The following is a 21,078-nucleotide window of genomic DNA, read 5'->3' as shown; positions in this document are numbered from 1 at the left end:
GGCACCGGCTCGTGGCCCCTGGATCCCCGCCTTCGCGGGGATGACGGGCAAGGGAGCCGGGCATTCCGGGCCGACGGCATCATGGTGTCCCCGCTCCTCCTCCTCGAGCAGACCCTGAACGGGCTGCAGTTCGGCGTGATGCTGTTCCTGATCGCCGCCGGGCTGACGCTCGTGCTCGGCATCATGAACCTGGTCAACCTGGCGCACGGCTCGCTCTACATGGTCGGCGCCTTCGTCTGCGCCTGGGCGGCGCGCGAGAGCGGCTCCTTCCTGATCGGACTGATCGCGGCGCTGCCGGCGACCGCCGCCGTCGCGGTCGTCGTCGAGCTGCTGGTCGTGCGCCGGCTCTACGCCCGCGACCACCTGGACCAGGTGCTGGCGACCTTCGGCCTGATCCTCTTCTTCAACGAGGCGACCAAGATGATCTGGGGCGCCAGGCCCTTGCGCCTCGACCTGCCGGCCTTCCTGAACGGCACGGTCGAGATCCTGCCCGGCGCGCCCTACCCGGCCTTCCGCCTGACGGTCATCGGCGTCGGCCTGGCGGTCGCGCTCGGCCTCTACCTGCTGGTCGCGCGGACCCGCCTCGGCATGCTGATCCGCGCCGGCGCCTCGAACCGCGAGATGGTCTCGGCGCTCGGCGTCGACATCGACCGGCTCTACACCCTGGTCTTCGCCCTGGGCGCCGCGCTGACCGCCCTGGCCGGCGCCCTGGCCGGGCCGATCTACGCGGTCGAGATCGGCATGGGCGAGACCGTGCTGATCCCGGTCTTCGTGGTCATCGTGATCGGCGGCATCGGCTCGATCCGCGGCGCCTTCGTCGCGGCCCTGCTGGTCGGGCTGACCTTCGTGCTCGGCCGCGCCTTCCTGCCGGGCCTGTTCGAGCTGTTCCTCGGGCCCTCGGCGGCGAGCACCCTGGGCAGCGCGCTCTCGGCGATGGCGATCTACATCCTGATGGCCGCGGTGCTGATCTGGCGGCCGCGCGGGCTGTTCCCGCCCCATGGCTAGGCTCGCAAGGGAGCACGGCGCCGGGCTGCTGCTCGGCCTGGCCTTCGCGCTCTGGCCGGCGCTCGCCGCCGCGCTCGGCCTGGAATGGAGCCTGGAGCTCGCGGCGCGGATCCTGATCTACGCCCTGGCCGCGGGCGCGCTCAACCTGGTGCTCGGCTACGGCGGCCTCGTCTCCTTCGGCCATGCCGCCTTCTTCGGCGCCGGCGCCTACGTCGTCGCGATCCTGGCCTACCACGACATGGTGCTGGGCCCCGTCGCGATCGCCGGCCTGGAGATTCCCGGCACCTCTGACGCCTGGATCGCCTTTCCGCTCGCCGTGCTGGTCGCGGGCCTGCTGGCGCTGGTCATCGGCGCGCTCAGCCTGAGGACCAACGGCCTCTACTTCATCATGATCACCCTCGCCTTCGCGCAGATGATCTACTACCTCTTCGTCTCGCTGCCCGACTACGGCGGCGAGGACGGCCTCAGCCTCTTCGCCCGCTCGAGCCTCCGGCCGCTCGAGCTCGACGACAACCTCGCCTTCTACTACCTCTGCCTCGGCCTGCTGGCGCTGCTGCTGGCCGCCAAGGCCCTGGTCGTGCGTGCGCGCTTCGGCTGGGCGCTGATGGGCATCCGCGACAACGAGCGGCGCATGACCGCGCTCGGCCTGCCGACCTTCCGCTACAAGCTCGCGGCCTTCGTCCTCTCCGGCGCCGTGACCGGCCTCGCCGGCGCGCTGATCGCCAACCTGACCGAGTTCGTCAGCCCGGCCTTCCTGTCCTGGCCGGTCTCGGGCGAGCTGCTGGTCATGGTCATTCTCGGCGGCATCGGCCGGCTCTACGGCCCGCTCTACGGCGCGACCGCCTTGCTGCTGCTGGAGTTCGCCCTCAAGGAGTGGAGCGAGCACTGGCAGCTCGCGCTCGGGCCGATCCTGATCCTGGTCGTGCTGTTCGCGCGCGGCGGCCTCGCCGGCCTGCGACGCCCGCGCGGTGCCGGCCATGGCTGAGCCGCTGCTGAGCGCGGAAGGCCTGACCAAGGCCTATGGCGGCGTCCGGGCCTGCGCCGAGGTCGAGCTCGCCCTCGCGCCGGGCGAGCTGCGCGCGGTGATCGGCCCGAACGGCGCCGGCAAGACCACCCTGACCGGCCTGCTGGCCGGCGAGCTCAGGCCCGACGCGGGCCGCATCCGCTTCGCCGGCCGCGAGATCCAGGGCCTCGACGCCGCCGCCCGGGCGCGCGCCGGCATCGGCCGCTCCTACCAGATCACCAGCCTGTTCCCGCGCTTCACCGCCCTGGAGAACGCCCGCCTCGCGGTCCAGGTCGCCAGCGGCCACAGCTTCGGCTTCCGGCGCGCCGCGGCGCGCGATCGCAGGCTGGCCGCACGGGCCGAGGCGCTGCTCGGCGAGGTCGGCCTGGAGGCGCGCGCCGCCGTGCCGGTCGGCGACCTGGCGCACGGCGAGCAGCGCCAGCTGGAGATCGCCCTGGCGCTGGCCGGCCGGCCGCGCCTGCTGCTGCTCGACGAGCCGACCGCCGGCATGGCGCCCGAGGAGAGCCGGGCCATGGTCGCGCTGCTGCAGCGGCTCAGGGGCGGCGTCACCATCCTGCTGGTCGAGCACGACATGGATGCGGTCTTCGCGCTGGCCGACCGCATCACGGTGCTGGTCGGCGGCCGGGTCCTGGCGACCGACCGGCCCGACGCGATCCGTGCCAACGCCGAGGTCCAGGCCGCCTACCTGGGCCAGGACGGCGGCGACGGCGCGGAGACGGCGCCATGCTGAGCGTCGCCGGCCTGGAGGCGGCCTACGGCAGCAGCCGCGTGCTGTTCGGCGTCGAGCTGGCGGTCGGCGCCGGCGAGGCGCTGGCCCTGCTCGGCCGCAACGGCATGGGCAAGACGACGACGGTGCGCGCCATCATGGGGCTGCTCCGGCCGAGCGCCGGCTCGGTGCGATTCGAGGGGATCGAGCTCGCGGGCCTGCGTTCCTTCGCCGTGGCGCGGGCCGGGCTCGGCCTGGTCCCGGAGGGCCGCCAGGTCTTCCCGAACCTGACGGTGCGCGAGAACCTGGTGGCGACCGCGCGGCGCGGCCGCTGGCGCCTGGCCGAGGTCGAGGCGCTGTTCCCGGTGCTGGCCGAGCGGCGCACCGCCTGGGGCAACGAGCTGTCGGGCGGCGAGCAGCAGATGCTGGCGATCGGCCGGGCGCTGCTGACCAACCCGAAGCTGCTGATCCTCGACGAGGCGACCGAGGGCCTGGCCCCGAGGATCCGCGGCGAGATCTGGCGCGTGCTGGCCCGGCTCAAGGCCGAGGGCCTGGCGATCCTGGTGATCGACAAGAACGTCGGCGACCTGATCCGCCTCTGCGACCGCCACGCGATCCTGGAGAAGGGCAAGGTCGCCTGGACCGGCAGCTCCGCCGAGCTGGCCGCCGAACCGGCCCTGCAGGCGCGCTACCTGGGGGTCTGAGCCGCCGGTCCGTCGGCATCCGAGCCATTGCATCCTCGCCCCCTCTCCTTCGTCATCCTCGCGAAAGCGAGGATCCAGAGAACGACGCCGTACGAGCGAACCCCAATCGATCCGTGCAGGCGTCTCCTTTCTCTGGATCCTCGCTTTCGCGAGGATGACGGCATGGTGGGCGGCGATGAAGAGCACGGTACGCCGATGCCTGAGCAGGACCCTCTACCCGTTGCGCTTCAGGTAGGCCCGCGGCGGCGCGCCGAGGACGCGCTTGAACATCGTCGTGAAGGCCGCCGGGTTGTCGTAGCCGAGGTCGAGCGCGACGGTCGTCACCGGCTCGCCGGCGACCAGCCGCGGCAGGGCGGCGACGAGGCAGGCCTGCTGGCGCCACTCGACGAAGCTGAGCCCGGTCTCGCGGCGGAACAGCCGGGTGAAGGTACGCCGGCCGAGCCCGAGCGGCTCGCTCCACTGCTCGATCGTCTCGTGGGTCGTGGGACGGGCGAGGAACGACCGGCAGCGCTCGGCCAGGCGCGGGTCGGCCGGGAACGGCAGAGACAGCGGCAGCACCGGCAGCGCGCGCAGCTCGTGCAGGAGCAGCGCCATCAACGCGCCGGCGTGGCTGTCCGGCTCGTAGTCCGCCGGCACGTCCAGCGCCCTCGCCATCAGGCTGCGCACGAAGCCCGACAGGCCGACGACCTGGCAGCGCTCGGGCAGGACGCCCGCCTGCGCGGGCTCCAGGTAGAGGCTCTGGGTGCTGACCGGCCCGATCATGCGCACCTCGTGGAGGATGCCCGGGGGGATCCACAGCCCCTGCCCCGGCGGCATCACCCAGCGGCCCTGCGGCGTGGCGAGCACCAGCACGCCCGTCGCGCCGGAGATGAGCTGGCCGCGCCGGTGCCGATGCGGCGCCAGCCTGAAGCCGTCCGGATAGTCGTGGCCCAGCGCGATCAGGGGCCGCGGCGCGGCGTCGACCTCCTCGATGTGGACGTTCCGGACCATGGCCCGATCTCGTAGAAAATCGGCCTGACCGCAGTGGTGGGCCGCACCGGAGGACCGTAAGATCCCGCCTCGTCCCGTGCAACGCCGCAACGCGCCGAGGCTTGGTCCGGTGCGGAGGAAAGAGGGTCATTCCCCGTGAGCGAGACCGTCGCAGCACCGCCGAAGGCCGCCAGGACCGCCTTCTCCGTCCTCGGCACGATCAGCTTCTGCCACCTGCTCAACGACATGCTGCAGTCGCTGCTGCCGGCGATCTACCCGATCCTGAAGGGCGGCTACGACCTCAGCTTCGCGCAGATCGGCCTGCTGACCCTGACCTACCAGGTCACCGCCTCGCTGCTGCAACCCCTGGTCGGGCTCTACACCGACGGCCGGCCGACGCCCTTCGCCCTGCCGGTCGGCATGGGCGCGTCGCTGCTCGGTCTGGTCACCCTGGCCTTCGCACCGAACTACCCCGCCCTGCTCGCCGGCGGCGTGCTGCTCGGCCTCGGCTCGTCGATCTTTCACCCCGAGGCCTCGCGCATGGCGCGGGCCGCCTCCGGCGGCGCGCACGGCCTGGCCCAGTCGGTGTTCCAGGTCGGCGGCAACTTCGGCTCGTCGCTCGGCCCGCTGCTCGCCGCCTTCGTCGTGCTGCCGCGCGGCCAGACCAGCCTGGCCTGGTTCGCCTTCGCGGCGCTGGCCGGCATGGTCGCCCTGACCGGCCTCGGCCACTGGTACCGGCGCAATGGCCATGCCCGGCCGCGGGCGCGCGGCAGCGCGGCGCGCCATCCGGACCTGACCGCCGGCCAGGTCGGCCGAGCGATGACCGTGCTCGGGCTGCTGATCCTGTCCAAGTACCTCTACCTGGCCAGCATCACCAGCTACTACATCTTCTACCTGATCCACCGCTTCGGCCTGTCGACCCAGTCGGCGCAGCTCTGCCTCTTCGTGTTCCTCGCCGCGGTGGCGACCGGCACGGTGATCGGCGGCCCGATCGGCGACCGGATCGGCCGCAAGACGGTGATCTGGGTCTCGATCCTGGGGGTCCTGCCCTTCACGCTGGCCCTGCCCTATGTCGGCCTGCCGGGGACGATCGCGCTCAGCGCGCTGATCGGCCTGCTGCTGGCCTCGGCCTTTCCGGCGATCGTGGTCTTTGCCCAGGAGCTGATGCCGGGGCGGGTCGGCATGGTCTCCGGCCTGTTCTTCGGGCTCGCCTTCGGCACCGGCGGCATCGGCGCCGCGGCGCTCGGCCTGCTGGCCGACCGCATGGGCATCGACTTCGTCTACGAGGTCTGCTCGTTCCTGCCGCTGCTCGGCCTGCTGACGGCCTTCCTGCCGGACCTCAGGGGCAGCGGCTGGCGCAAGGCCGGCGCCTAGAGGCGCGGCACCCGGTCCGTTCGGCCGCCGTCAGTCGCCGAGGCGGACGTTCGGACTGGAATAGACCGCCTGGGAGCTCATGCCCAGCGACTCCAGGACGAAATAGGAACCGACCGCGATCAGCACGGCGGCACAGACGCCTGCGAGAAATGCCCTCATCCTGCTCCCCCTCTCCTCGGCTTCTCGGCCGTCGGCGCAGCGGCCCGGCCGTTCGTTGCCCAATCACTTGGACGGTTTCGTGATCCGCTTCAAGTAGCTCATCAGCGCCGCGCGGTCGCCGGCGTTCGGGATGCGCTGCATCGGCATCTTGGTGCCCGGCACGAAGACGTCGGGCCCGAGCTCGAACAGCCTGGAGATGGTCTGGTCGTTCCAGACCACGTTCGTGTCCCGCAGGGCCTCCGAGTACTTGTAGTCGCCGACCGAGCCGGCCGGCCGACCGAACAGGCCGTAGAGCGTCGGCCCGGCGCGGTTGCGGCTGTCCGGGTCGATCGAATGGCAGACGCTGCACTTGCGGAACAGCTCGGCGCCGCGGCTCTCGTCGGCCTGCAGCGGATCGATGACCGGGTGCTCGCCGGCCGCCACCTTGACGCCCAGCTCCCGGCCGCTCTCGACGTCCCAGAGCCGCGCCACCTCGTCGGCGCCGCCGGACAGCAGCCGCCTGCCGTCGGGCGAGAAGGCGAGCGACCAGACCGCCGCCAGATGCCCCTTCAGCTCCTTCGGCCGCGCGTCCCCGACCAGCGGCCAGAGCCTGATCACCCGGTCGGCGCCGGCCGAGGCGACCCAGCGGCCGTCCGGCGAGACCGCGACGGCGAAGATCGGCGCGTCGTGGCGGCCGAGCTCGGCCAGCTCCTCGCCGGTTGCCGAGTCCCAGAGCCGCACCGTCTTGTCGGCCGAGACCGAGACCAGGCGCCGGCCGTCGGGCAGGAAGGCGACGCCGGTGACGCCGACCTCGTGGCCCTCGAGCTGGCCGACCTGCGTGCCGTCGGCGACCCGCCAGAGCCGGATCGTCAGGTCGTAGGAGCCGCTGGCCAGAAGCCGGCCGTCGGGCGAGAAGGCGACGGCGTTGACGTTGCTCTGGTGGCCCTCGAGGGTGCGCAGCAGGCTGCCGCTCTCCAGGTCCCAGAGCCGCACCGTCCGGTCCCAGCCGGCGCTGGCCGCCAGCCGGCCGTCGGGCGAGACCGCGAGGCCCTGGACCTTGCCCTTGTGACCCGACAGCACGGCCAGCACCTTGCGGGCCTCGAGGTCCCAGAGCCTGAGGGTCCCGTCGTCGCTGGCCGAGACGGCCCGCCGGCCGCCGGGCAGGAAGGCGACGGCATTGACCGCGGCCTCGTGGTCGTTGAGCACCGCCAGGGTCTGCTGGCTCGCGAGGTCCCAGAGCCGGAGCGTGTAGTCGAACGAGCCGGTCAGCGCCTGCTCGCCCGAGGGCGAGAAGGCGACCGCCTTGACGAAGCCGCCGTGTCCGACCAGCTCGGCGCGCGCCTCGCCCGGCAGCGCCGCCGCGCCGATGCCCGCCGCCAGCAGGACCGAGGCGACGCTCCGGAGCGGGAGAAGGTGGCCACCGAGCATCCTGTCTTCCCAGTGCCTGCGGGAGTCCGCCTCAGCGCGGTGCGGCCGCGCCGTCGCCCGCCTCCCGGCTTCCCGGGCCCGGCGGCGTGCCGGTGACGACCTTGTTCTCGGCGGCCGGCGCCCCGGCCAGCGGCAGCGAGCCGGTCTCGACCGGCTGGAACGAGCGCAGCGGCCGGCCGCTCTCGACGTCGACCGCGACGGTCGAGACGACGAAGGCGCTGTTCGAGTTGCCGCCCGGGTTCATGCCGGTGACCAGCCAGACCGCCCGGCCGTCGACGGTGCCCGGGCGCACCTTCAGGACCTGCACGCCGAACTGCTCGGCGACCAGCCTGGCGGCCGCCTTCTCGTCGATCGCGGCGGCCGGGGTCGCGGCCCCCGCCAGCAACGCGACCATCAGTCCGGCCAGACCGAACGCTCGAAGCCGCGTCATGGTGGCCATTCCTTCTATTCCGCCGGCAGCGGTCGCCCGGCTTGCTCGACCGACTTCTGCTCGACCTCGGCGACCCAGAGGTCGTGATGCTCGCGCGCCCAGTTCTCGTCGACGCGGCCGCTGCCCATGGCGGCGAAGGCTCCCTCCATGCCGACCGAGCCGATGTAGATGTGGGCCAGGATGATCGCGATCATTACCAGCCCGACGGCGGCGTGCCAGACGGTGTTGAGCTGCATCTCCAGGCGCGGGGTGACGTCGGCCGGCAGGCCCGGGACCCCGAGGCCGCTCAGCACGTGGAAGGTCTTGCCCCACATCGCGGTCTCGAAGGGGAACAGCAGGCCGATCCCCGACAGGGCGAGCGAGATGCCGCCGACCATGACCGCCCAGAAGATGATCTTCTGGCCGGCGTTGAACTTCCGCGAATGGGGATGGACGTGCTTGCTGAACAGGCCGCCGGCCTTGAGCAGCCACATCACGTCATGGCGGTTCGGGATGTTGTCACCGACCCAGAGGGCGAACATCAGCACGAAGCCGACGATGAAGGAGAAGGCCAGGAAGTTGTGCGCGTACTTGCCCCAGTGGGCGATCAGCGCGTAGGCCTCCGGGCCGATCACCGGGATCAGCACGTTGCGGCCCCAGAGCAGCCACATGCCGGTCAGCGCCAGCATGACGAAGGAGACCGCGGTCAGCCAGTGGGCGAAGCGGTCGACGTCGTCGAAGCGCTGGATGGTCCGGCCGGACGGGCCGGCCTCGATGCGGATCCGGCCGCGCAGCACGAAGAACAGCGCCAGCAGCGCGACCATGCCGAGCACGACCCAGGCGCCGTAGGTCTTCAGCGGCCCGTTGCGGAACTCGCGCCAGGACTCGCCGCCGGACTCGACCAGCACGCCGGCCTGCTTGTTGGGGATCGAGACGTCGCCCTGGATGCCGCGCCGGACCTCGCGCCAGAACTCCGCGCGGCTTGAGCTGCCGAGCGCGCCGCCCGGCACCTGGCCGCCGGTCAGCGCCTGGTCCGAGACGTCCTGCCCCTGGGTCTGCCCTTGGGCCTGCTGGGCCTGCGCGGCGGGCGCCGCGGCACCGGCCAGGCAACAGAGCAGCAGGGCGACCGCCAGGCCGCCGAGCAGGTTTCGCCCCATCTCCGTCAAGCGTGCAGTCATCTCACGTCCTCCCAGCCGAAGCTCGCGGGACCCTCTAGCGGTCCATTGTGCCCCGAGCCGCCCGTCGCGGGCAAAAGCTCAGAGCGCGTTCTGGTTGCCGACGCGCTGGCGCAGCGCCTCTTCCTGCTGCTTGTCCAGCGGCTCGTCGGGAGCGCCCTGGTAGGTCCCGGGCTTGTAGATCATCACGTCGTCGACCTTGCTCGGTGGCCGGGTCTGCACGACGAAGTACAGGCCGACCACGGCAACGGCACAGACGACCAGGGCAATCAGGCGGCCGATCATTCGCTCCTCCTTCCCCTATCGCATCCGAACTGTCCCGCTCCGGAGGACGTCCCTGCCCTCCAGCGACGCGGAGGGCGGCGGTGATCCCGCCGCCCCCCTCGATCACGGGCCGGAGGCTGCCCGGCAGGACAGTCCGGCCGACGACAGGCACTGGCTTACGAGCCGCCCTTCTGCTGGTAGGCGGTCCCCCAGCCCCAGGCGCCGGAGCCGAAGCCGCGGGCGACGACGCGCTCGCGGTAGATCGCCGACACCATGTCGCCGTCACCGGCCAGCAGCGCCTTGGTCGAGCACATCTCCGCACAGAGCGGCAGCTTGCCCTCGGCCAGGCGGTTGCGGCCGTACTTCTGGAACTCGATCGCCGAGTTGTCCTTCTCCGGACCGCCGCCGCAGAAGGTGCACTTGTCCATCTTGCCGCGACTGCCGAAGTTGCCGGCCTGCGGGTACTGCGGCGCCCCGAAGGGGCAGGCGTAGAAGCAGTAGCCGCAGCCGATGCAGAGGTCCTTGGAGTGCAGGACCACGCCCTCCTCGGTCTGGTAGAAGCAGTCGACCGGGCAGACCGCCATGCAGGGCGCATCGGAGCAGTGCATGCAGGCCACCGAGATCGAGCGCTCGCCCGGCTTGCCGTCGTTGATGGTGACCACCCGGCGACGGTTGACGCCCCAGGGGATCTCGTTCTCGTTCTTGCACGCCGTGACGCAGGCGTTGCACTCGATGCAGCGCTCGGCGTCACAGAGGAACTTCATTCGTGCCATGACTGGCTCTCCTCCTGGTTACGCCGGCTCGATCCGGCACAGGGTCGCCTTGGTCTCCTGCATGTTGGTGACCGAGTCGTACCCGTAGGTCTGCGCCGTGTTGCTGGCTTCGCCGAGCACGTAGGGGTCGGCGCCCGCGGGATAGTTCTTCCGCAGGTCCTCGCCCATCCAGTGGCCGCCGAAATGGAAGGGCATGAAGGCGACGCCCCGCCCGACCCGCTCGGTGACCAGGGCCTTGACCTTCAGCTTGGCGCCGTCGGGACCGTAGAGCCAGACCATCTGGCCGTCCTTGACCCCGTTGCTGTTCGCGTCGAAGGGATTGATCTCGACGAACATGTCCTGCTGAAGCTCGGCCAGCCAGGGGTTGGACCGGGTCTCGTCGCCGCCGCCCTCGTACTCGACCAGTCGGCCCGAGGTCAGGATCATCGGATAGTCCTTGGTGTAATCCTTGTCCTGGATCGACTTGTAGAGGATCGGCAGACGGTACATCCGGCGGTCCTCGTAGGTCGGGTAGTCGGCGACCAGGTCACGCCGCGAGGTGTAGAGCGGCTCGCGATGCGTCGGCACCGGATCCGGGAAGTTCCACACCACGCAACGGGCCTTGGCGTTGCCGAAGGGCGCGCAGCCGTGCTTGATCGCGACCCGCTGGATGCCGCCCGACAGGTCGGTCTTCCAGTTGGTCTTCTCGCCGGCCACCTTCTCGATCGCCGCCTTCTCGGTGTCGGTCAGGTCCTTGTCCCAGCCGAGCTTCTGCAGCATCGCCATGGTGAACTCGGGATAGCCGTCCTCGATCTCCGAGCCCGAGGGGTAGCTGCCCTCGGCGAGCAGGTTCTGCCCGTCCCGCTCCACGCCGAAGCGGGCGCGGAAGCAGAGGCCGCCCTCGGCGACCGGCTTGGAGGTGTCGTAGAGCACCGGCGTGCCCGGATGCTTCATCTCCGGCGTGCCCCAGGCCGGCCACGGCAGGCCGTAGTAGTCGCCGTCGCACGGGCCGCCGACCGCCTGCAGCGTGGTGCGGTCGAAGGTGTGCTGGTTGGCCATGTGGGCCTTCAGGCGCTCCGGCGACTGGCCGGTGTAGCCGATCGTCCACATGCCGCGGTTGATCTCGCGCAGCGTGTCCTCGACCGAGGGCTCCGTGCCCTCGACCTTGATGTTCTTGAACAGCTGGTCGGCGAAGCCGAGCTTCTTGGCCAGGAGATACATGATCTCGTGGTCGGGCTTCGATTCGAACAGCGGCTCGACCACCTTCTCGCGCCACTGGATCGAGCGGTTCGAGGCCGTCACCGAGCCGGAGGTCTCGAACTGCGTCGAGGCCGGCAGCAGGTAGACCCCGTCCTTGCGGTCGTGCATGACCGCCGTCATCGTCGGGTAGGGATCGATGACGACCAGCATGTCGAGCTTGCCCATGGCCTTCTGCATGTCGGGCAGGCGCGTCTGCGAGTTCGGCGCGTGGCCCCAGAAGACCATGGCCCTCAGGTTGTCGGGCTGGTCGATGTTGTCCTTGGCCTCGAGGGCCAGGTCGAACCAGCGCGACACCGGGACGCCGGCGGCCTCCATCAGCTTCTGGCTGGCGAAGCGGCCCTTGACCCACTCGTAGTCGACCTCCCAGACCCGCGACCAGTGCTTCCACGAGCCCGTCGCGATGCCGTAGTAGCCCGGCAGGGTGTGGCAGAGCACGCCGAGGTCGGTCGCCCCCTGCACGTTGTCGTGGCCGCGGAAGATGTTGGTGCCGCCGCCCTGGGTGCCGACGATGCCGAGCGCGAGGCCCAGGATGCAGTAGGCGCGGGTGTTGTTGTTGCCGTTGGTGTGCTGGGTGCCGCCCATGCACCAGATGATCGTGAAGGGGCGGTTGTTGGCCAGCGTCCTGGCGACCCGCTTCATCTGGGAGCCGGGCACGCCGGTGACGCGCTCGACCTCCTCGGGGGTCCAGCGCGCGACCTCCTCGCGGACCTTGTCCATGCCCCAGACGCGCTGGCGGATGAACTCCTTGTCCTCCCAGCCGTTCTCGAAGACGTGCCAGAGGATGCCCCAGACCAGGGCGACGTCGGTGCCCGGACGGAAGCGCACGTACTCGTCGGCATGGGCCGCGGTGCGGGTGAAGCGCGGATCGCAGACGATCATCGGCGCGTTGTTCTGCTCCTTGGCCTTGAGCAGATGCTGCAGCGACACTGGATGCGCCTCGGCGGGATTGCCGCCGATCAGGAAGATGGCGCGGGAGTTGTGGATGTCGTTGTAGCTGTTGGTCATCGCGCCGTAGCCCCAGGTGTTGGCTACGCCGGCGACCGTCGTCGAGTGGCAGATGCGCGCCTGGTGATCGACGTTGTTGGTGCCCGCGAAGGCGGCGAACTTGCGGAACAGGTAGGCCTGCTCGTTGCTGTGCTTCGCGGAGCCGAGCCAGTAGACCGAGTCCGGCCCGCTGGTCTTCCAGATGTCCAGGATCTTGTCGCCGATCTCGGTGATCGCCTGATCCCAGGAGATCTTGGTCCACTTGCCGTCGACCAGCTTGGTCGGGTTCTTCAGGCGCCGCTCGCCGTGGGCGTGCTCGCGCACCGAAGCGCCCTTGGCGCAGTGCGCGCCCAGGTTGAAGGGGCTGTCCCAGCCGGGCTCCTGCCCGATCCAGACGCCGTCCTGCACCTCGGCGATGACCGTGCAGCCCACCGAGCAGTGGGTGCAGACGGACTTCTTGATGTCCACCTTGGCGGCGCCGCCCGCGGCGGCGGCCTCGGCCTTCTTGACACGTCCGAACGAGAGGGTCGAGGCGACCGCAAGGCCGCCCGCCGTCAGACCGGAACGCTTCAGGAAGGTACGACGATCGATGGCGCTGCCGGACGTGCCGGCGAACGCCTTCGACAAACGGGGGCCAGTTGCAACCCCATTCGTCTTTCGCGTCAGCATTGACCTCTCCTGTTGCTTGGGTCGTTCCCAGAGACCGGACCGGGCACGCTGGCCCGGAGCGGCCTAGAACTTCGCCAGCTCGTAGTACTTCTTCACGTGGTCGGTCTCGCGGTAGCCCGCGGCGTTCGGCGACTTGACGGGTTCAGCCGCCTCGCCCCGACCCGCCGCCAGCGTCACGGCCGTGGCGCCCAGCGCCCCCGCCCCGATCCCGGCCTTGCGGAAGAAGTCCCGTCGCGACGGCGACTTCACGTCCACCTGTTTCATCGTTCTCCCTTTCATCGCAGGGTTGCGATCACAAGCGGGGGAGGTCGGTTCGCCTAGCGGGCCCCCACCCCCAGATCGGGCCCTTCGTTTCTTCTTGTCGAGGCCTAGGCTGCCATCTCGAAGGCCTGCGACTCGATCGCCAGGAACAGCCGTCCGATCGTGCCGACAGGCATGTAGAAGCGGGCCGCCCGAGCCGCCTGCAGGTCCTCGAAGAACCGCGGCGCCCAGCAGCCGACGTGGGTGTCGAAGAAGCGGCGCTGCTCGGCCAAGTCGGCCGGCCGCCCGAAGCTGCCCGAGATCAGGCCGGCCATCATCTCGCAGAGCGCGGCGATGTGGTCCTCGGGCTCCTTGACCGATTCCTCGCGCGCGATGCCGAGAAGCCGCATGTCGCCGCGCAGCCGGGCGAGCGGCTTCTCGTGCAGAAAGCCGGTCAGGTAGTAGGAGGCGAAGGGCACGAGCTCGCCGTGGCCGACGCCGACGAAGAGCTCGAAGTACTCCTGCTCGACGGTCTTGGGGTCGCTGGCCCGGGCCGCCGCCGCCAGGGCGCTGACCGCCTGGCCGAGCTCGCCCTCCGTGCCCTTCAGCCCGCCGAGCGCCGACAGCGTCTCGCGGTCGGCCGGGGCTCCCAACAGCTTCGCCAGCAGCGCGTACCACTGGACGCGCAGGGCATCTTCCTCAGTCAGATCGACTGCGATGGCGTCCTCCGCCAACCGTCACTCCCTCGCCCGAGCCGCCCGAAGGATGCCGGATCCGGTTCGCCCGGACTCTCGTTTCCCTCGACCGGAATTCCAGTCCCTTCCATGATCAGGGACTTTTCTTGGTTTGTTTCTAAATTAGACCCCGCCGGCGGAACCCTGTCAACGAGAAGCCATGCTGCACCTGCGAAGCCAGAGCGCCGTCTAGGGCTCTGGAATTCAACGGCATTTCAGCCGTCCCGGGACAGCTCGGAGGGGGCCTCGCCGGCGACCGCGAAGCCGCCCCAGCGGCGCTGGGCGGCGCCCCGGCTCCGGGCCGTCGTGCGCGCCGCCGCGGCCGCCTCGTCGGGCGCGCCCGGCCGTATCGAACCGGACGCCCCTTCGGCGCCCGCCCCGCCCTCCGCCCCGGCTCCGGCGGCGGCCTCCCCGGTTTCGGAGTCCGCCGCGGCGGACTCCGCGTCGTCCGCGACGCCGCCCTCCGGGGCGCCTTCCGCCTCTTCCGCCGGCTCGCTCTCGGGCTTCCGCCAGCGCTCCGGCTGGGGCATGCCCTTGCCGGGCTGGAACAGGGTCTGCAGGTTCGCGACCACCGTCGCCGCGTCGGAATAGTCGTCGTCGTAGTCGTTGAGGCCGTCGCGCAGGTTGAACAGCGGATTGACCGCCCAGAGCCGGCGCAGCGCGCGGCGCTTCAGGATCTCGGGCACGCCGCGGCGCAGGAAGACCGTGAAGTCGTCGCCGTCCTGGAGGCTGTCCGGATCGGGCAAGGCCTCGATCTGGGCTTCCGTCAGGCCGCCGCTCGCGGCCGCCGGCTCGCCCGGCACCGGCTCCCGCGCTTCGGTCGCCGGCGGCGCGACGCCGGCGTCCGGCGCGTCCGGCGCCGCCGGCTCGGCCAGCCGCGCCTGCTGCTTGCGCCGGGACCAGCGCGACAGGAAGCCCGGCTCCTCGTCGCGGCTCATTCCTCGTCTCCCGGGGCATCGTCGCCCGCCGGCCTGCCGCGCGGCCGCTCGACCGGCGCGGGGCCGCCGCTGCCGGCGAAGCCGACCTTGCGCGGGTCGTAGGGCCGCCGCTGGCGCTTCTTGAAGGGCTGCTCGACGTGGTTGCGCTCGACGAAGTCCCGCAGGAAGGCGACCAGCTCCGGCGGCATCGCCACGGGCTCGACCAGGTCGCTGCCGGAATCCAGATAGTCCTGGGCCTCGTAGGGACAGGCGGTCACCAGGATCGGCACGATCGGGTGGTCGACCTCCGGGTCCTCGGGGTCGCGCAGCACGACGAACAGGCGCGGCGGGTCCTGGCTCAGGTTTACCCGGTAGCCCTCGGTCTCCTTGCGGAACATCTCGAGGGTCAGGGTGCCGGCGTGGAAATGGATCCAGTCGTCGCCCTGCGCCGCGACCGGCCAGTCGCCGCGCGGGTCGCGCGCCGGCGCGCCGGCGATCGCCGCGACCGGCTTCCAGGCGAAGTCGAGCCAGGGATGCCGGCTCTCGCGCCGCTCCAGCACGATGCCCACCTCGACGCGCTCGACGATCGCCGTAGGGCGCATCGCCTGCCCGCCCCCGTCGTCCCTCTCGCCGGTGCCGTCCAGCGGTCTATCCGCCAAGCTCTCGCCTCCCCAGGCCGGCGGTGCGACGCCGCCGGCTCTCCGACCTTTCCCTGACTGTAGGGCGCGACGCGGCGCCCGTCATCCATCCGTCTTATCGTGCCATCGGCGGCCTCTATCGTCCCGCCGTCGCGACGGCCCTGACCCAGGTCAATGTCGCGGCTCCGGCGATCGGGCAGCAAGGGGCCCCCGCATCACCCGGCCGATCCCGGCCGAAGCGACGAGAGGAAGCGAGTCCTTGGACCACCACGACCTGCTGCACGAGCTGCCCGAGCACCGCGCGACGATCCATGCGCTGAAGACCGGCAACAGCCACTTCGCCCGGCTGTTCGAGAAGTACCACGAGCTCGACCGGACGGTGCGCAACGCCGAGGAGCGGATCCCGGCGACCAGCGAAGAGCACGAGGAGCAGCTGAAGCGCGAGCGCCTGGCGCTCAAGGACGAGCTCTATGCCATGATCCTGGAGGCCGAAGGCAAGCCGGCGCAGGCCTGACCGGCCGGCCCGGCGATCGGCCGGAAACCCGCGGCGGGTCGACGGCGTTGACCGGGGGCATCCCGCTACCGAAATCCCGGCAACGAGCGAGACCCGACCGCATGGACCTGATCCGCATCATCCTGGCCATCCTGCTGCCGCCGCTCGGCGTGTTCCTGCAGGTCGGCTTCGGCCTGCACTTCTGGCTCAACATCCTGCTGACCCTGCTCGGCTACATCCCGGGCATCGTCCACGCCGTCTGGGTGATCGCGAAGAAGTGACCGGCTGCGGCGGCCCGCGGCGCCCCGTCTCCGACGGCAGCCCCGAGAGCTCCGATCCCCCCGGAGCGTCCGCGGTCGTCGAGATGAAGGCCTGGCGGGACGATCGGCGCCGGATCGGTCCGGCGGCACCCCGGCCACCCCTGGATCCGGAAGCGCCCGCCTTGCGGAGAGTCCTCGTCCTCGGCGGCGCCGGCGCCGGAAAGACCGTCTTCGCCCGGCGCCTCGGCGCGGCGACCGGCCTGCCCGTCGTGCATCTCGACCGCCACTACTGGCGGCCCGGCTGGACCGCCCTGGCGCCGGCCGACTGGCAGGCCGAGGTCGAGCGCCTGGCCGCCGCTCCCCGCTGGATCATGGACGGCAACTACGCCGGCAGCCTGCCGCTTCGCCTGGCGCGCGCGGACACGGTCGTCCTGCTCGACCCGCCGCGCCGGACCTGCCTCTGGCGCGTCACGCGGCGAACGCTGCGGCACTGGCGACGGGTTCGCCCCGAGCTCGGTTCCGGATGCCCGGAGCGCTTCGACTGGGGCTTCCTCTGCTACGTCTGGACCTACCGGAAGGTTCACCGACCCCGAGTGCTGGCCGCCCTCGAGGGCTTCAAGGGCCGGGTCCTGGTGCTGCGCGACCGCGCCGAGGTCGAGGCCTGTCTCGCCCGGCTCGCCGCTTCGGCGGCCGCCTAGCCGGCGACCTCTGCGGCCAGGGCCTCGGCGCGCGCCAGGTCCTCCGGCGTGTTGACGTTCATGAAAGGGTCGAGCGGCGCGAGCGGCCAGTCGACCCGGGCGAGCTTGTAGCGCGCGGTGAAGACGTCGACCTTGCGCACCTCTTCCTGGGTCATGGCGAGGCGCAGGTCCTCGGCCAGGCTGACCGGCCAGAGCGCGATCGGCGGGTGGGCGCGGCCGTCCGAGCCGGCGCAGGCGATATCGGCACCGCTGCGGATCATGCCCTCTTCCAGCCGGTCGACCAGGTCGCGCGGCAGGAAGGGCGCGTCGGTCGGCACGGTCAGGATCAGGTCGCAGACCGGGGCGTGGCGCGCCGCCCATTCCATGCCGGCCAGCACGCCGGCGAGCGGCCCGGCATGGCCCGGCAGGGTGTCCGGCTGGACCGGCACCCGCCAGTCGGCGAAGCGCGCGCGATCGCCGTTGGCGTTGAGCACCAGGCAGGCGACCTGCGGGCGGATCCGCTCGAGGACATGGGTCAGGATCGGCTTGCCGGCGAGCGTCTTCAGGCTCTTGTCGCCGCCGCCCATGCGCCGCGACAGGCCGCCGGCCAGCAGCACCCCGCAGACCTTGTGGCGCAGCGCCGTCATCGCCCGCTCCCCGGTTCAGTCATCTCGGCCCGCCATTCTGCCCGATCATCCAGCTCAGTCATCCCGCGCGGCCCTGCGCCCGTGGCGGGCCTCCTCCTCCCCGGTCGCCGCGGGATCGGCATCGAAGACGATGCGCTCCTCGCCGGCCAGCGCGACGAAGCGCCGGCCCTTGGCCCGGCCGACCAGGGTCAGGCCGGCCTGGCGGGCGAGGTCGACGCCCCAGGCGGTGAAGCCGGAGCGGCTGACCAGGATCGGGATGCCCATCTGCACGGTCTTGATGACCATCTCGGAGGTGAGGCGGCCGGTCGTGTAGAAGATCTTGTCGGCGGCCGGAACGCCGTGGCGGAACATCCAGCCGGCGATCTTGTCGACGGCGTTGTGGCGGCCGACGTCCTCCATGTAGACCAGCGGCCGGTCGCCCTGGCAGAGCACGCAGCCGTGGATCGCGCCCGAGGCGAGATAGAGGCTCGGCGCGCCGTTGATCTTGCGGCTCAGCGTATAGATCCAGGAGGTCCTGAGCAGCGCGTCGCGCGACAGCGCGATCTCGTCGAACTTCTCCATCAGGTCGCCGAACACCGTGCCCTGGGCGCAGCCGGAGGTGCGGATCTTCTTCTTCAGCTTCTCCTCGTAGTTGGTCGCGCGCGCGGTGCGCACGACCACGACCTCGAGGTCCTCGTCGACGTCGATGCCCTCGATCTCGTCGTCGGGCCGCAGCATGTTCTGGTTCAGCAGGTAGCCGAGCGCCAGGTAGTCCGGGTAGTCGCCGATCGTCATCATGGTGACGATCTCCTGGCCGTTCAGGAACAGCGTCAGCGGCCGCTCCATGACGACCGCCGTCTCGACCGGCCGGCCGCTCTCGTCGAGGCCCTGCACCCGGCGCGTCAGGCGCGGGTCCTCCGGATCGGGGCGCAGCAGGAACTCCTCCAGCTCGGCGGCGCCGGCCAGCTTCGCCGACGCCTTGCGCAGCTGCCTGACCGGCTCGCGGTCGCCGGGCCGCGCGGCCGCTTCGCTCATGCTCGCCTCGCTCCTGCTGCAGGCCGCTCCGGAACGGCCCTTCCCTCGCCGTCTATATGCGCCGCGGGCGCTCCGGGCACAAGGAATCGGCGAACTCTCCGGCCTTTCCGGCACAATCGTTCCGGCGAGTGCGGTCTTCTTGTAATTCGCGCAGCAAGCTGCAAAGTTTCGCGCGAACATGAGCCGCGGCAGCCCCAGTGAACGACCTGCTCCAAGCCTTCGGCCAGGCCCTGCGTCTGCTGACCTCGCTCGATGCCAGCCTGCTCGAGATCATCGCCCTCAGCCTCAGGGTCAGCCTGACCGCCGTCGGCCTGGCGGCGCTGTTCGGCCTGCCGCTCGGCGCCGCGATCGCGCTGTTCCGCTTTCCCGGGCGCCGGACGGCCGTCGTGCTGCTCAACGCGATGATGGGCCTGCCGCCGGTCGTCGTCGGCCTGGTCATCTACCTGCTGCTCAGCCGCTCCGGACCGCTCGGCGTGCTCGGCCTGCTGTTCACGCCGACCGCGATGATCGTCGCCCAGTTCGTCCTGGTGCTGCCGATCGTCGCCGCCCTGACCCGGCAGTCGATGGAGGATCTCTGGCACGAGTACGAGGAGCAGCTGCGCTCGCTCGGCTCGACTCCGGCGCGCGCCATCCCGACCCTGCTGTGGGACGGCCGCTTCACCCTGCTGACCGCGATCCTGGCCGGCTTCGGGCGGGCCAGCGCGGAGGTCGGCGCGGTGATGATCGTCGGCGGCAACATCGACCATGTGACCCGCATGATGACCACCGCGATCGCGCTGGAGACCAGCAAGGGCGACCTGCCGCTGGCGCTCGGCCTGGGCTTCGTGCTGCTGACCCTGACCATCGCGGTCAACGGCGCCGCCGAGCTGGTCCGGCGCTGGTCGAAGGGCTGGACCGGATGAGCCCGGGAACGAACCTGGGCGCGCAGCGCCTGCCGCCGACCCGCGAGGGCGCCTTCTCGGCCCCGATCCTGCCGCTCGAGCTCAGGGACGTCTGCTACGAGGTCGGCGGCGCGCGCCTGATCGACGGCATCTCCCTGACCATCGAGACCGGCCCGCGCACCCTGATCCTCGGCCCGAACGGCGCCGGCAAGTCGCTGCTGCTGCGCCTCGCCCACGGCCTGCTGCGGCCGAGCGCCGGCCAGGTGCTGTGGCGCAACCGCAAGATCGCCGGCGCCGGCCGCGGCCCGCGGCGCCAGGCCATGGTCTTCCAGAAGCCGGTGCTGCTGCGCCGCTCGGTCCGGGCCAACCTGGACCACGCCCTGGCGCTGCACCGGATCGGCGGCGAGGAGCGCCGGCAGCGCCGCCGCGAGGCGCTGCAGGCGACCGGCCTGTCGGATCGGGGCGACCAGCCGGCGCGCTCGCTGTCCGGCGGCGAGCAGCAGCGCCTGGCGCTGGCCCGCGCCTGGGCCCTGAAGCCGCAGGTGCTGTTCCTCGACGAGCCGACCTCGGCGCTCGATCCGGCCTCGACCAGGGCGGTCGAGGAGATCGTCCAGGCCCTGCACGCCGCCGGGACCAAGATCGTCATGACCACCCACGACCTCGGCCAAGCCCGCCGCCTCGCCGACGAGGTCGTTTTCCTGAACCGCGGCCGGCTGCTCGAGCAGGGTCCCGCCGACCGTTTCTTCACGCAGCCACAGAGCCGGGAGGCCGAGGCCTACCTGGCCGGCGAGCTGCTCTGGTGACCCAAGCGAACACGGGAGGATCCGAGATGCTGAAACGTTTCATGACCGCCGCCGCCGGCCTGCTGCTGGCGACCGGCCTGGCCGCCGGCGCTCACGCTGCGGACAAGTTCATCACCGTCGCCTCGACGACCTCGACCCAGAACTCCGGCCTGTTCGAGCACATGCTGCCGGCCTTCACCAAGAAGACCGGCATCGCGGTGCACGTCGTCGCCGTCGGTACCGGCCAGGCAATCAAGCTGGCCGAGAAGTGCGACGCCGACGTGCTGTTCGTGCACCACAAGCCCTCCGAGCTGAAGTTCGTCGCCGCCGGCTACGGCGGCCCGCGCCACGACGTGATGTACAACGACTTCGTCGTCGTCGGCCCGAAGAGCGATCCGGCCGGCATCAAGGGCATGAAGGACGTGGCCGCGGCGATGGCCGAGATCGCCTCCAAGAAGCAGCCCTTCGTCTCGCGCGGCGACAACTCGGGCACCAACAAGAAGGAGCTGGAGCTCTGGAAGGACGCCAAGGTCGACACCAAGGCGGCCTCCGGGACCTGGTACCGCGAGAGCGGCTCCGGCATGGGTGCCACGCTCAACACCGCGGCCGGCATGAACGGCTACACACTGACCGACCGCGGCACCTGGCTGTCCTTCAAGAACCGCGGCGACCTCCAGATCCTGGTCGAGGGCGACAAGCGCCTGTTCAACCAGTACGGCATCATGCTGGTCTCCGAGAAGCACTGCCCGAGCGTCAAGGCCGAGCTCGGCCAGAGCTTCGTCGACTGGGTGATCTCCAAGGACGGCCAGAAGAACATCGCCGACTACAAGCTGGGCGGCGAGCAGCTGTTCTTCCCGAACGCCGGCAAGACCGGCTCCTGAGCCGACCGCTTCCGCCGGCGCGGAAAGGGGGAGCGGCCGCCGTGCCGCTCCCC

25 protein-coding genes are annotated in these 21,078 nt (G+C 71.1%); 11 read left to right on the top strand and 14 right to left on the bottom strand.

The window, feature by feature from the left end; translation table 11 throughout:
- Positions 1 to 84: 84 nt before the first annotated feature.
- Genes B9O00_RS12165 through B9O00_RS12150 form a run of 4 tightly spaced genes read left to right on the top strand, consistent with a single transcriptional unit; the run spans position 85 to position 3,439 of the window.
- The gene (locus tag B9O00_RS12165; RefSeq protein ID WP_085123062.1) at positions 85 to 1,005 is read left to right on the top strand and encodes a branched-chain amino acid ABC transporter permease; all 921 of its coding nucleotides are present in this window, start codon (positions 85 to 87) and stop codon (positions 1,003 to 1,005) included.
- Positions 998 to 1,990: a branched-chain amino acid ABC transporter permease gene (locus B9O00_RS12160; protein WP_085122954.1), complete on the top strand. Its 993-nt coding sequence runs from the start codon at positions 998 to 1,000 to the stop codon at positions 1,988 to 1,990. The genes B9O00_RS12165 and B9O00_RS12160 overlap by 8 nt, the downstream gene beginning before the upstream one ends.
- Complete coding sequence (locus B9O00_RS12155; RefSeq protein ID WP_085123063.1) at positions 1,983 to 2,759, top strand: ABC transporter ATP-binding protein; 777 nt, start codon at positions 1,983 to 1,985, stop codon at positions 2,757 to 2,759. The genes B9O00_RS12160 and B9O00_RS12155 overlap by 8 nt, the downstream gene beginning before the upstream one ends.
- Positions 2,753 to 3,439, top strand: coding sequence for an ABC transporter ATP-binding protein (locus tag B9O00_RS12150; protein WP_085122953.1), 687 nt, complete (start codon positions 2,753 to 2,755; stop codon positions 3,437 to 3,439). The genes B9O00_RS12155 and B9O00_RS12150 overlap by 7 nt, the downstream gene beginning before the upstream one ends.
- 213 nt (positions 3,440 to 3,652) lie before the next feature.
- Here B9O00_RS12150 and B9O00_RS12145 read toward each other — a convergent pair whose 3' ends face one another.
- Positions 3,653 to 4,429 carry an AraC family transcriptional regulator gene (locus B9O00_RS12145; protein ID WP_085122952.1) on the bottom strand — a complete coding sequence of 259 codons (777 nt, stop codon included), beginning with the start codon at positions 4,427 to 4,429 and terminating at the stop codon, positions 3,653 to 3,655.
- A 135-nt stretch (positions 4,430 to 4,564) separates the two neighbouring features.
- On the opposite strand from B9O00_RS12145, the gene B9O00_RS12140 reads away from it, so the two are divergent.
- Positions 4,565 to 5,782 carry an MFS transporter gene (locus B9O00_RS12140; RefSeq protein ID WP_085122951.1) on the top strand — a complete coding sequence of 406 codons (1,218 nt, stop codon included), beginning with the start codon at positions 4,565 to 4,567 and terminating at the stop codon, positions 5,780 to 5,782.
- 30 nt (positions 5,783 to 5,812) lie between these two features.
- Here B9O00_RS12140 and B9O00_RS34020 read toward each other — a convergent pair whose 3' ends face one another.
- The 11 genes from B9O00_RS34020 to B9O00_RS12090 all read right to left on the bottom strand — a co-directional run bounded on the left by B9O00_RS34020 (position 5,813) and on the right by B9O00_RS12090 (position 15,411).
- Complete coding sequence (locus B9O00_RS34020; protein WP_268810756.1) at positions 5,813 to 5,941, bottom strand: hypothetical protein; 129 nt, start codon at positions 5,939 to 5,941, stop codon at positions 5,813 to 5,815.
- 63 nt (positions 5,942 to 6,004) lie between these two features.
- Positions 6,005 to 7,348, bottom strand: a complete 1,344-nt coding sequence (locus tag B9O00_RS12135) for a WD40 domain-containing protein (RefSeq protein ID WP_085122950.1) — start codon at positions 7,346 to 7,348, stop codon at positions 6,005 to 6,007.
- A gap of 31 nt (positions 7,349 to 7,379) precedes the next feature.
- Positions 7,380 to 7,778, bottom strand: a complete 399-nt coding sequence (locus B9O00_RS12130; RefSeq protein ID WP_089229685.1) for a hypothetical protein — start codon at positions 7,776 to 7,778, stop codon at positions 7,380 to 7,382.
- A 14-nt stretch (positions 7,779 to 7,792) separates the two neighbouring features.
- Positions 7,793 to 8,935: a formate dehydrogenase subunit gamma gene (locus tag B9O00_RS12125; RefSeq protein ID WP_235017110.1), complete on the bottom strand. Its 1,143-nt coding sequence runs from the start codon at positions 8,933 to 8,935 to the stop codon at positions 7,793 to 7,795.
- A gap of 78 nt (positions 8,936 to 9,013) precedes the next feature.
- Positions 9,014 to 9,217, bottom strand: coding sequence for a hypothetical protein (locus B9O00_RS12120; protein WP_085122947.1), 204 nt, complete (start codon positions 9,215 to 9,217; stop codon positions 9,014 to 9,016).
- Positions 9,218 to 9,372: 155 nt separating this feature from the next.
- Entirely contained in the window at positions 9,373 to 9,969 is a 597-nt protein-coding gene (gene fdh3B / locus B9O00_RS12115; protein ID WP_085122946.1) for a formate dehydrogenase FDH3 subunit beta, read from the bottom strand.
- Positions 9,970 to 9,987: 18 nt separating this feature from the next.
- Complete coding sequence (locus B9O00_RS12110) at positions 9,988 to 12,861, bottom strand: formate dehydrogenase subunit alpha (protein ID WP_085122945.1); 2,874 nt, start codon at positions 12,859 to 12,861, stop codon at positions 9,988 to 9,990.
- Positions 12,862 to 12,924: 63 nt separating this feature from the next.
- Positions 12,925 to 13,125 carry a hypothetical protein gene (locus B9O00_RS12105; RefSeq protein WP_085122944.1) on the bottom strand — a complete coding sequence of 67 codons (201 nt, stop codon included), beginning with the start codon at positions 13,123 to 13,125 and terminating at the stop codon, positions 12,925 to 12,927.
- 104 nt (positions 13,126 to 13,229) lie between these two features.
- Positions 13,230 to 13,835, bottom strand: a complete 606-nt coding sequence (locus tag B9O00_RS12100) for a TorD/DmsD family molecular chaperone (protein WP_085122943.1) — start codon at positions 13,833 to 13,835, stop codon at positions 13,230 to 13,232.
- Positions 13,836 to 14,050: 215 nt separating this feature from the next.
- On the bottom strand, positions 14,051 to 14,773 hold the full coding sequence (locus B9O00_RS12095; protein ID WP_085122942.1) for a DUF3306 domain-containing protein: 723 nt from the start codon (positions 14,771 to 14,773) through the stop codon (positions 14,051 to 14,053).
- Positions 14,770 to 15,411 (bottom strand): DUF3305 domain-containing protein, encoded by a 642-nt coding sequence (locus B9O00_RS12090; protein WP_235017109.1) that lies wholly within the window; start codon positions 15,409 to 15,411, stop codon positions 14,770 to 14,772. The genes B9O00_RS12095 and B9O00_RS12090 overlap by 4 nt, the downstream gene beginning before the upstream one ends.
- A 238-nt stretch (positions 15,412 to 15,649) precedes the next feature.
- Between B9O00_RS12090 and B9O00_RS33480 the strand changes: the two genes are divergently transcribed.
- From B9O00_RS33480 to B9O00_RS12075, 3 genes are all read left to right on the top strand, one after another.
- Positions 15,650 to 15,904 (top strand): HP1242/YdcH family protein, encoded by a 255-nt coding sequence (locus B9O00_RS33480; RefSeq protein ID WP_200808477.1) that lies wholly within the window; start codon positions 15,650 to 15,652, stop codon positions 15,902 to 15,904.
- Between the two features lie 101 nt (positions 15,905 to 16,005).
- Complete coding sequence (locus B9O00_RS12080; protein ID WP_085122939.1) at positions 16,006 to 16,164, top strand: YqaE/Pmp3 family membrane protein; 159 nt, start codon at positions 16,006 to 16,008, stop codon at positions 16,162 to 16,164.
- A 161-nt stretch (positions 16,165 to 16,325) separates the two neighbouring features.
- Positions 16,326 to 16,841, top strand: a complete 516-nt coding sequence (locus B9O00_RS12075; protein WP_085123060.1) for a P-loop NTPase family protein — start codon at positions 16,326 to 16,328, stop codon at positions 16,839 to 16,841.
- On the opposite strand, the gene mobA is transcribed toward B9O00_RS12075, so the two are convergent.
- A complete protein-coding gene (mobA, locus tag B9O00_RS12070; RefSeq protein WP_085122938.1) occupies positions 16,838 to 17,467 on the bottom strand; it encodes a molybdenum cofactor guanylyltransferase MobA in 630 nt (209 codons plus the stop codon). The two genes, B9O00_RS12075 and mobA, sit on opposite strands and share 4 nt — an antisense overlap.
- 54 nt (positions 17,468 to 17,521) lie before the next feature.
- Positions 17,522 to 18,481 carry a formate dehydrogenase accessory sulfurtransferase FdhD gene (fdhD, locus tag B9O00_RS12065; RefSeq protein ID WP_085122937.1) on the bottom strand — a complete coding sequence of 320 codons (960 nt, stop codon included), beginning with the start codon at positions 18,479 to 18,481 and terminating at the stop codon, positions 17,522 to 17,524.
- A gap of 197 nt (positions 18,482 to 18,678) precedes the next feature.
- On the opposite strand from fdhD, the gene B9O00_RS12060 reads away from it, so the two are divergent.
- The 3 genes from B9O00_RS12060 to B9O00_RS12050 are packed head-to-tail and all read left to right on the top strand — an operon-like array spanning position 18,679 to position 21,025.
- The gene (locus B9O00_RS12060; protein WP_085122936.1) at positions 18,679 to 19,383 is read left to right on the top strand and encodes an ABC transporter permease; all 705 of its coding nucleotides are present in this window, start codon (positions 18,679 to 18,681) and stop codon (positions 19,381 to 19,383) included.
- Complete coding sequence (locus B9O00_RS12055) at positions 19,380 to 20,165, top strand: ATP-binding cassette domain-containing protein (protein ID WP_085122935.1); 786 nt, start codon at positions 19,380 to 19,382, stop codon at positions 20,163 to 20,165. The genes B9O00_RS12060 and B9O00_RS12055 overlap by 4 nt, the downstream gene beginning before the upstream one ends.
- A 26-nt stretch (positions 20,166 to 20,191) precedes the next feature.
- A complete protein-coding gene (locus tag B9O00_RS12050; protein ID WP_085122934.1) occupies positions 20,192 to 21,025 on the top strand; it encodes an ABC transporter substrate-binding protein in 834 nt (277 codons plus the stop codon).
- The last annotated feature ends 53 nt before the right edge of the window (positions 21,026 to 21,078 follow it).

The sequence above is a fragment of the Tistlia consotensis USBA 355 genome, assembly GCF_900177295.1.
In the GTDB taxonomy this organism is placed as follows: Bacteria; Pseudomonadota; Alphaproteobacteria; order Kiloniellales; family DSM-21159; genus Tistlia; species Tistlia consotensis.
Note: the sequence above shows the minus strand (reverse complement) of the source record. Positions and strands in the feature narration are given on the sequence as shown.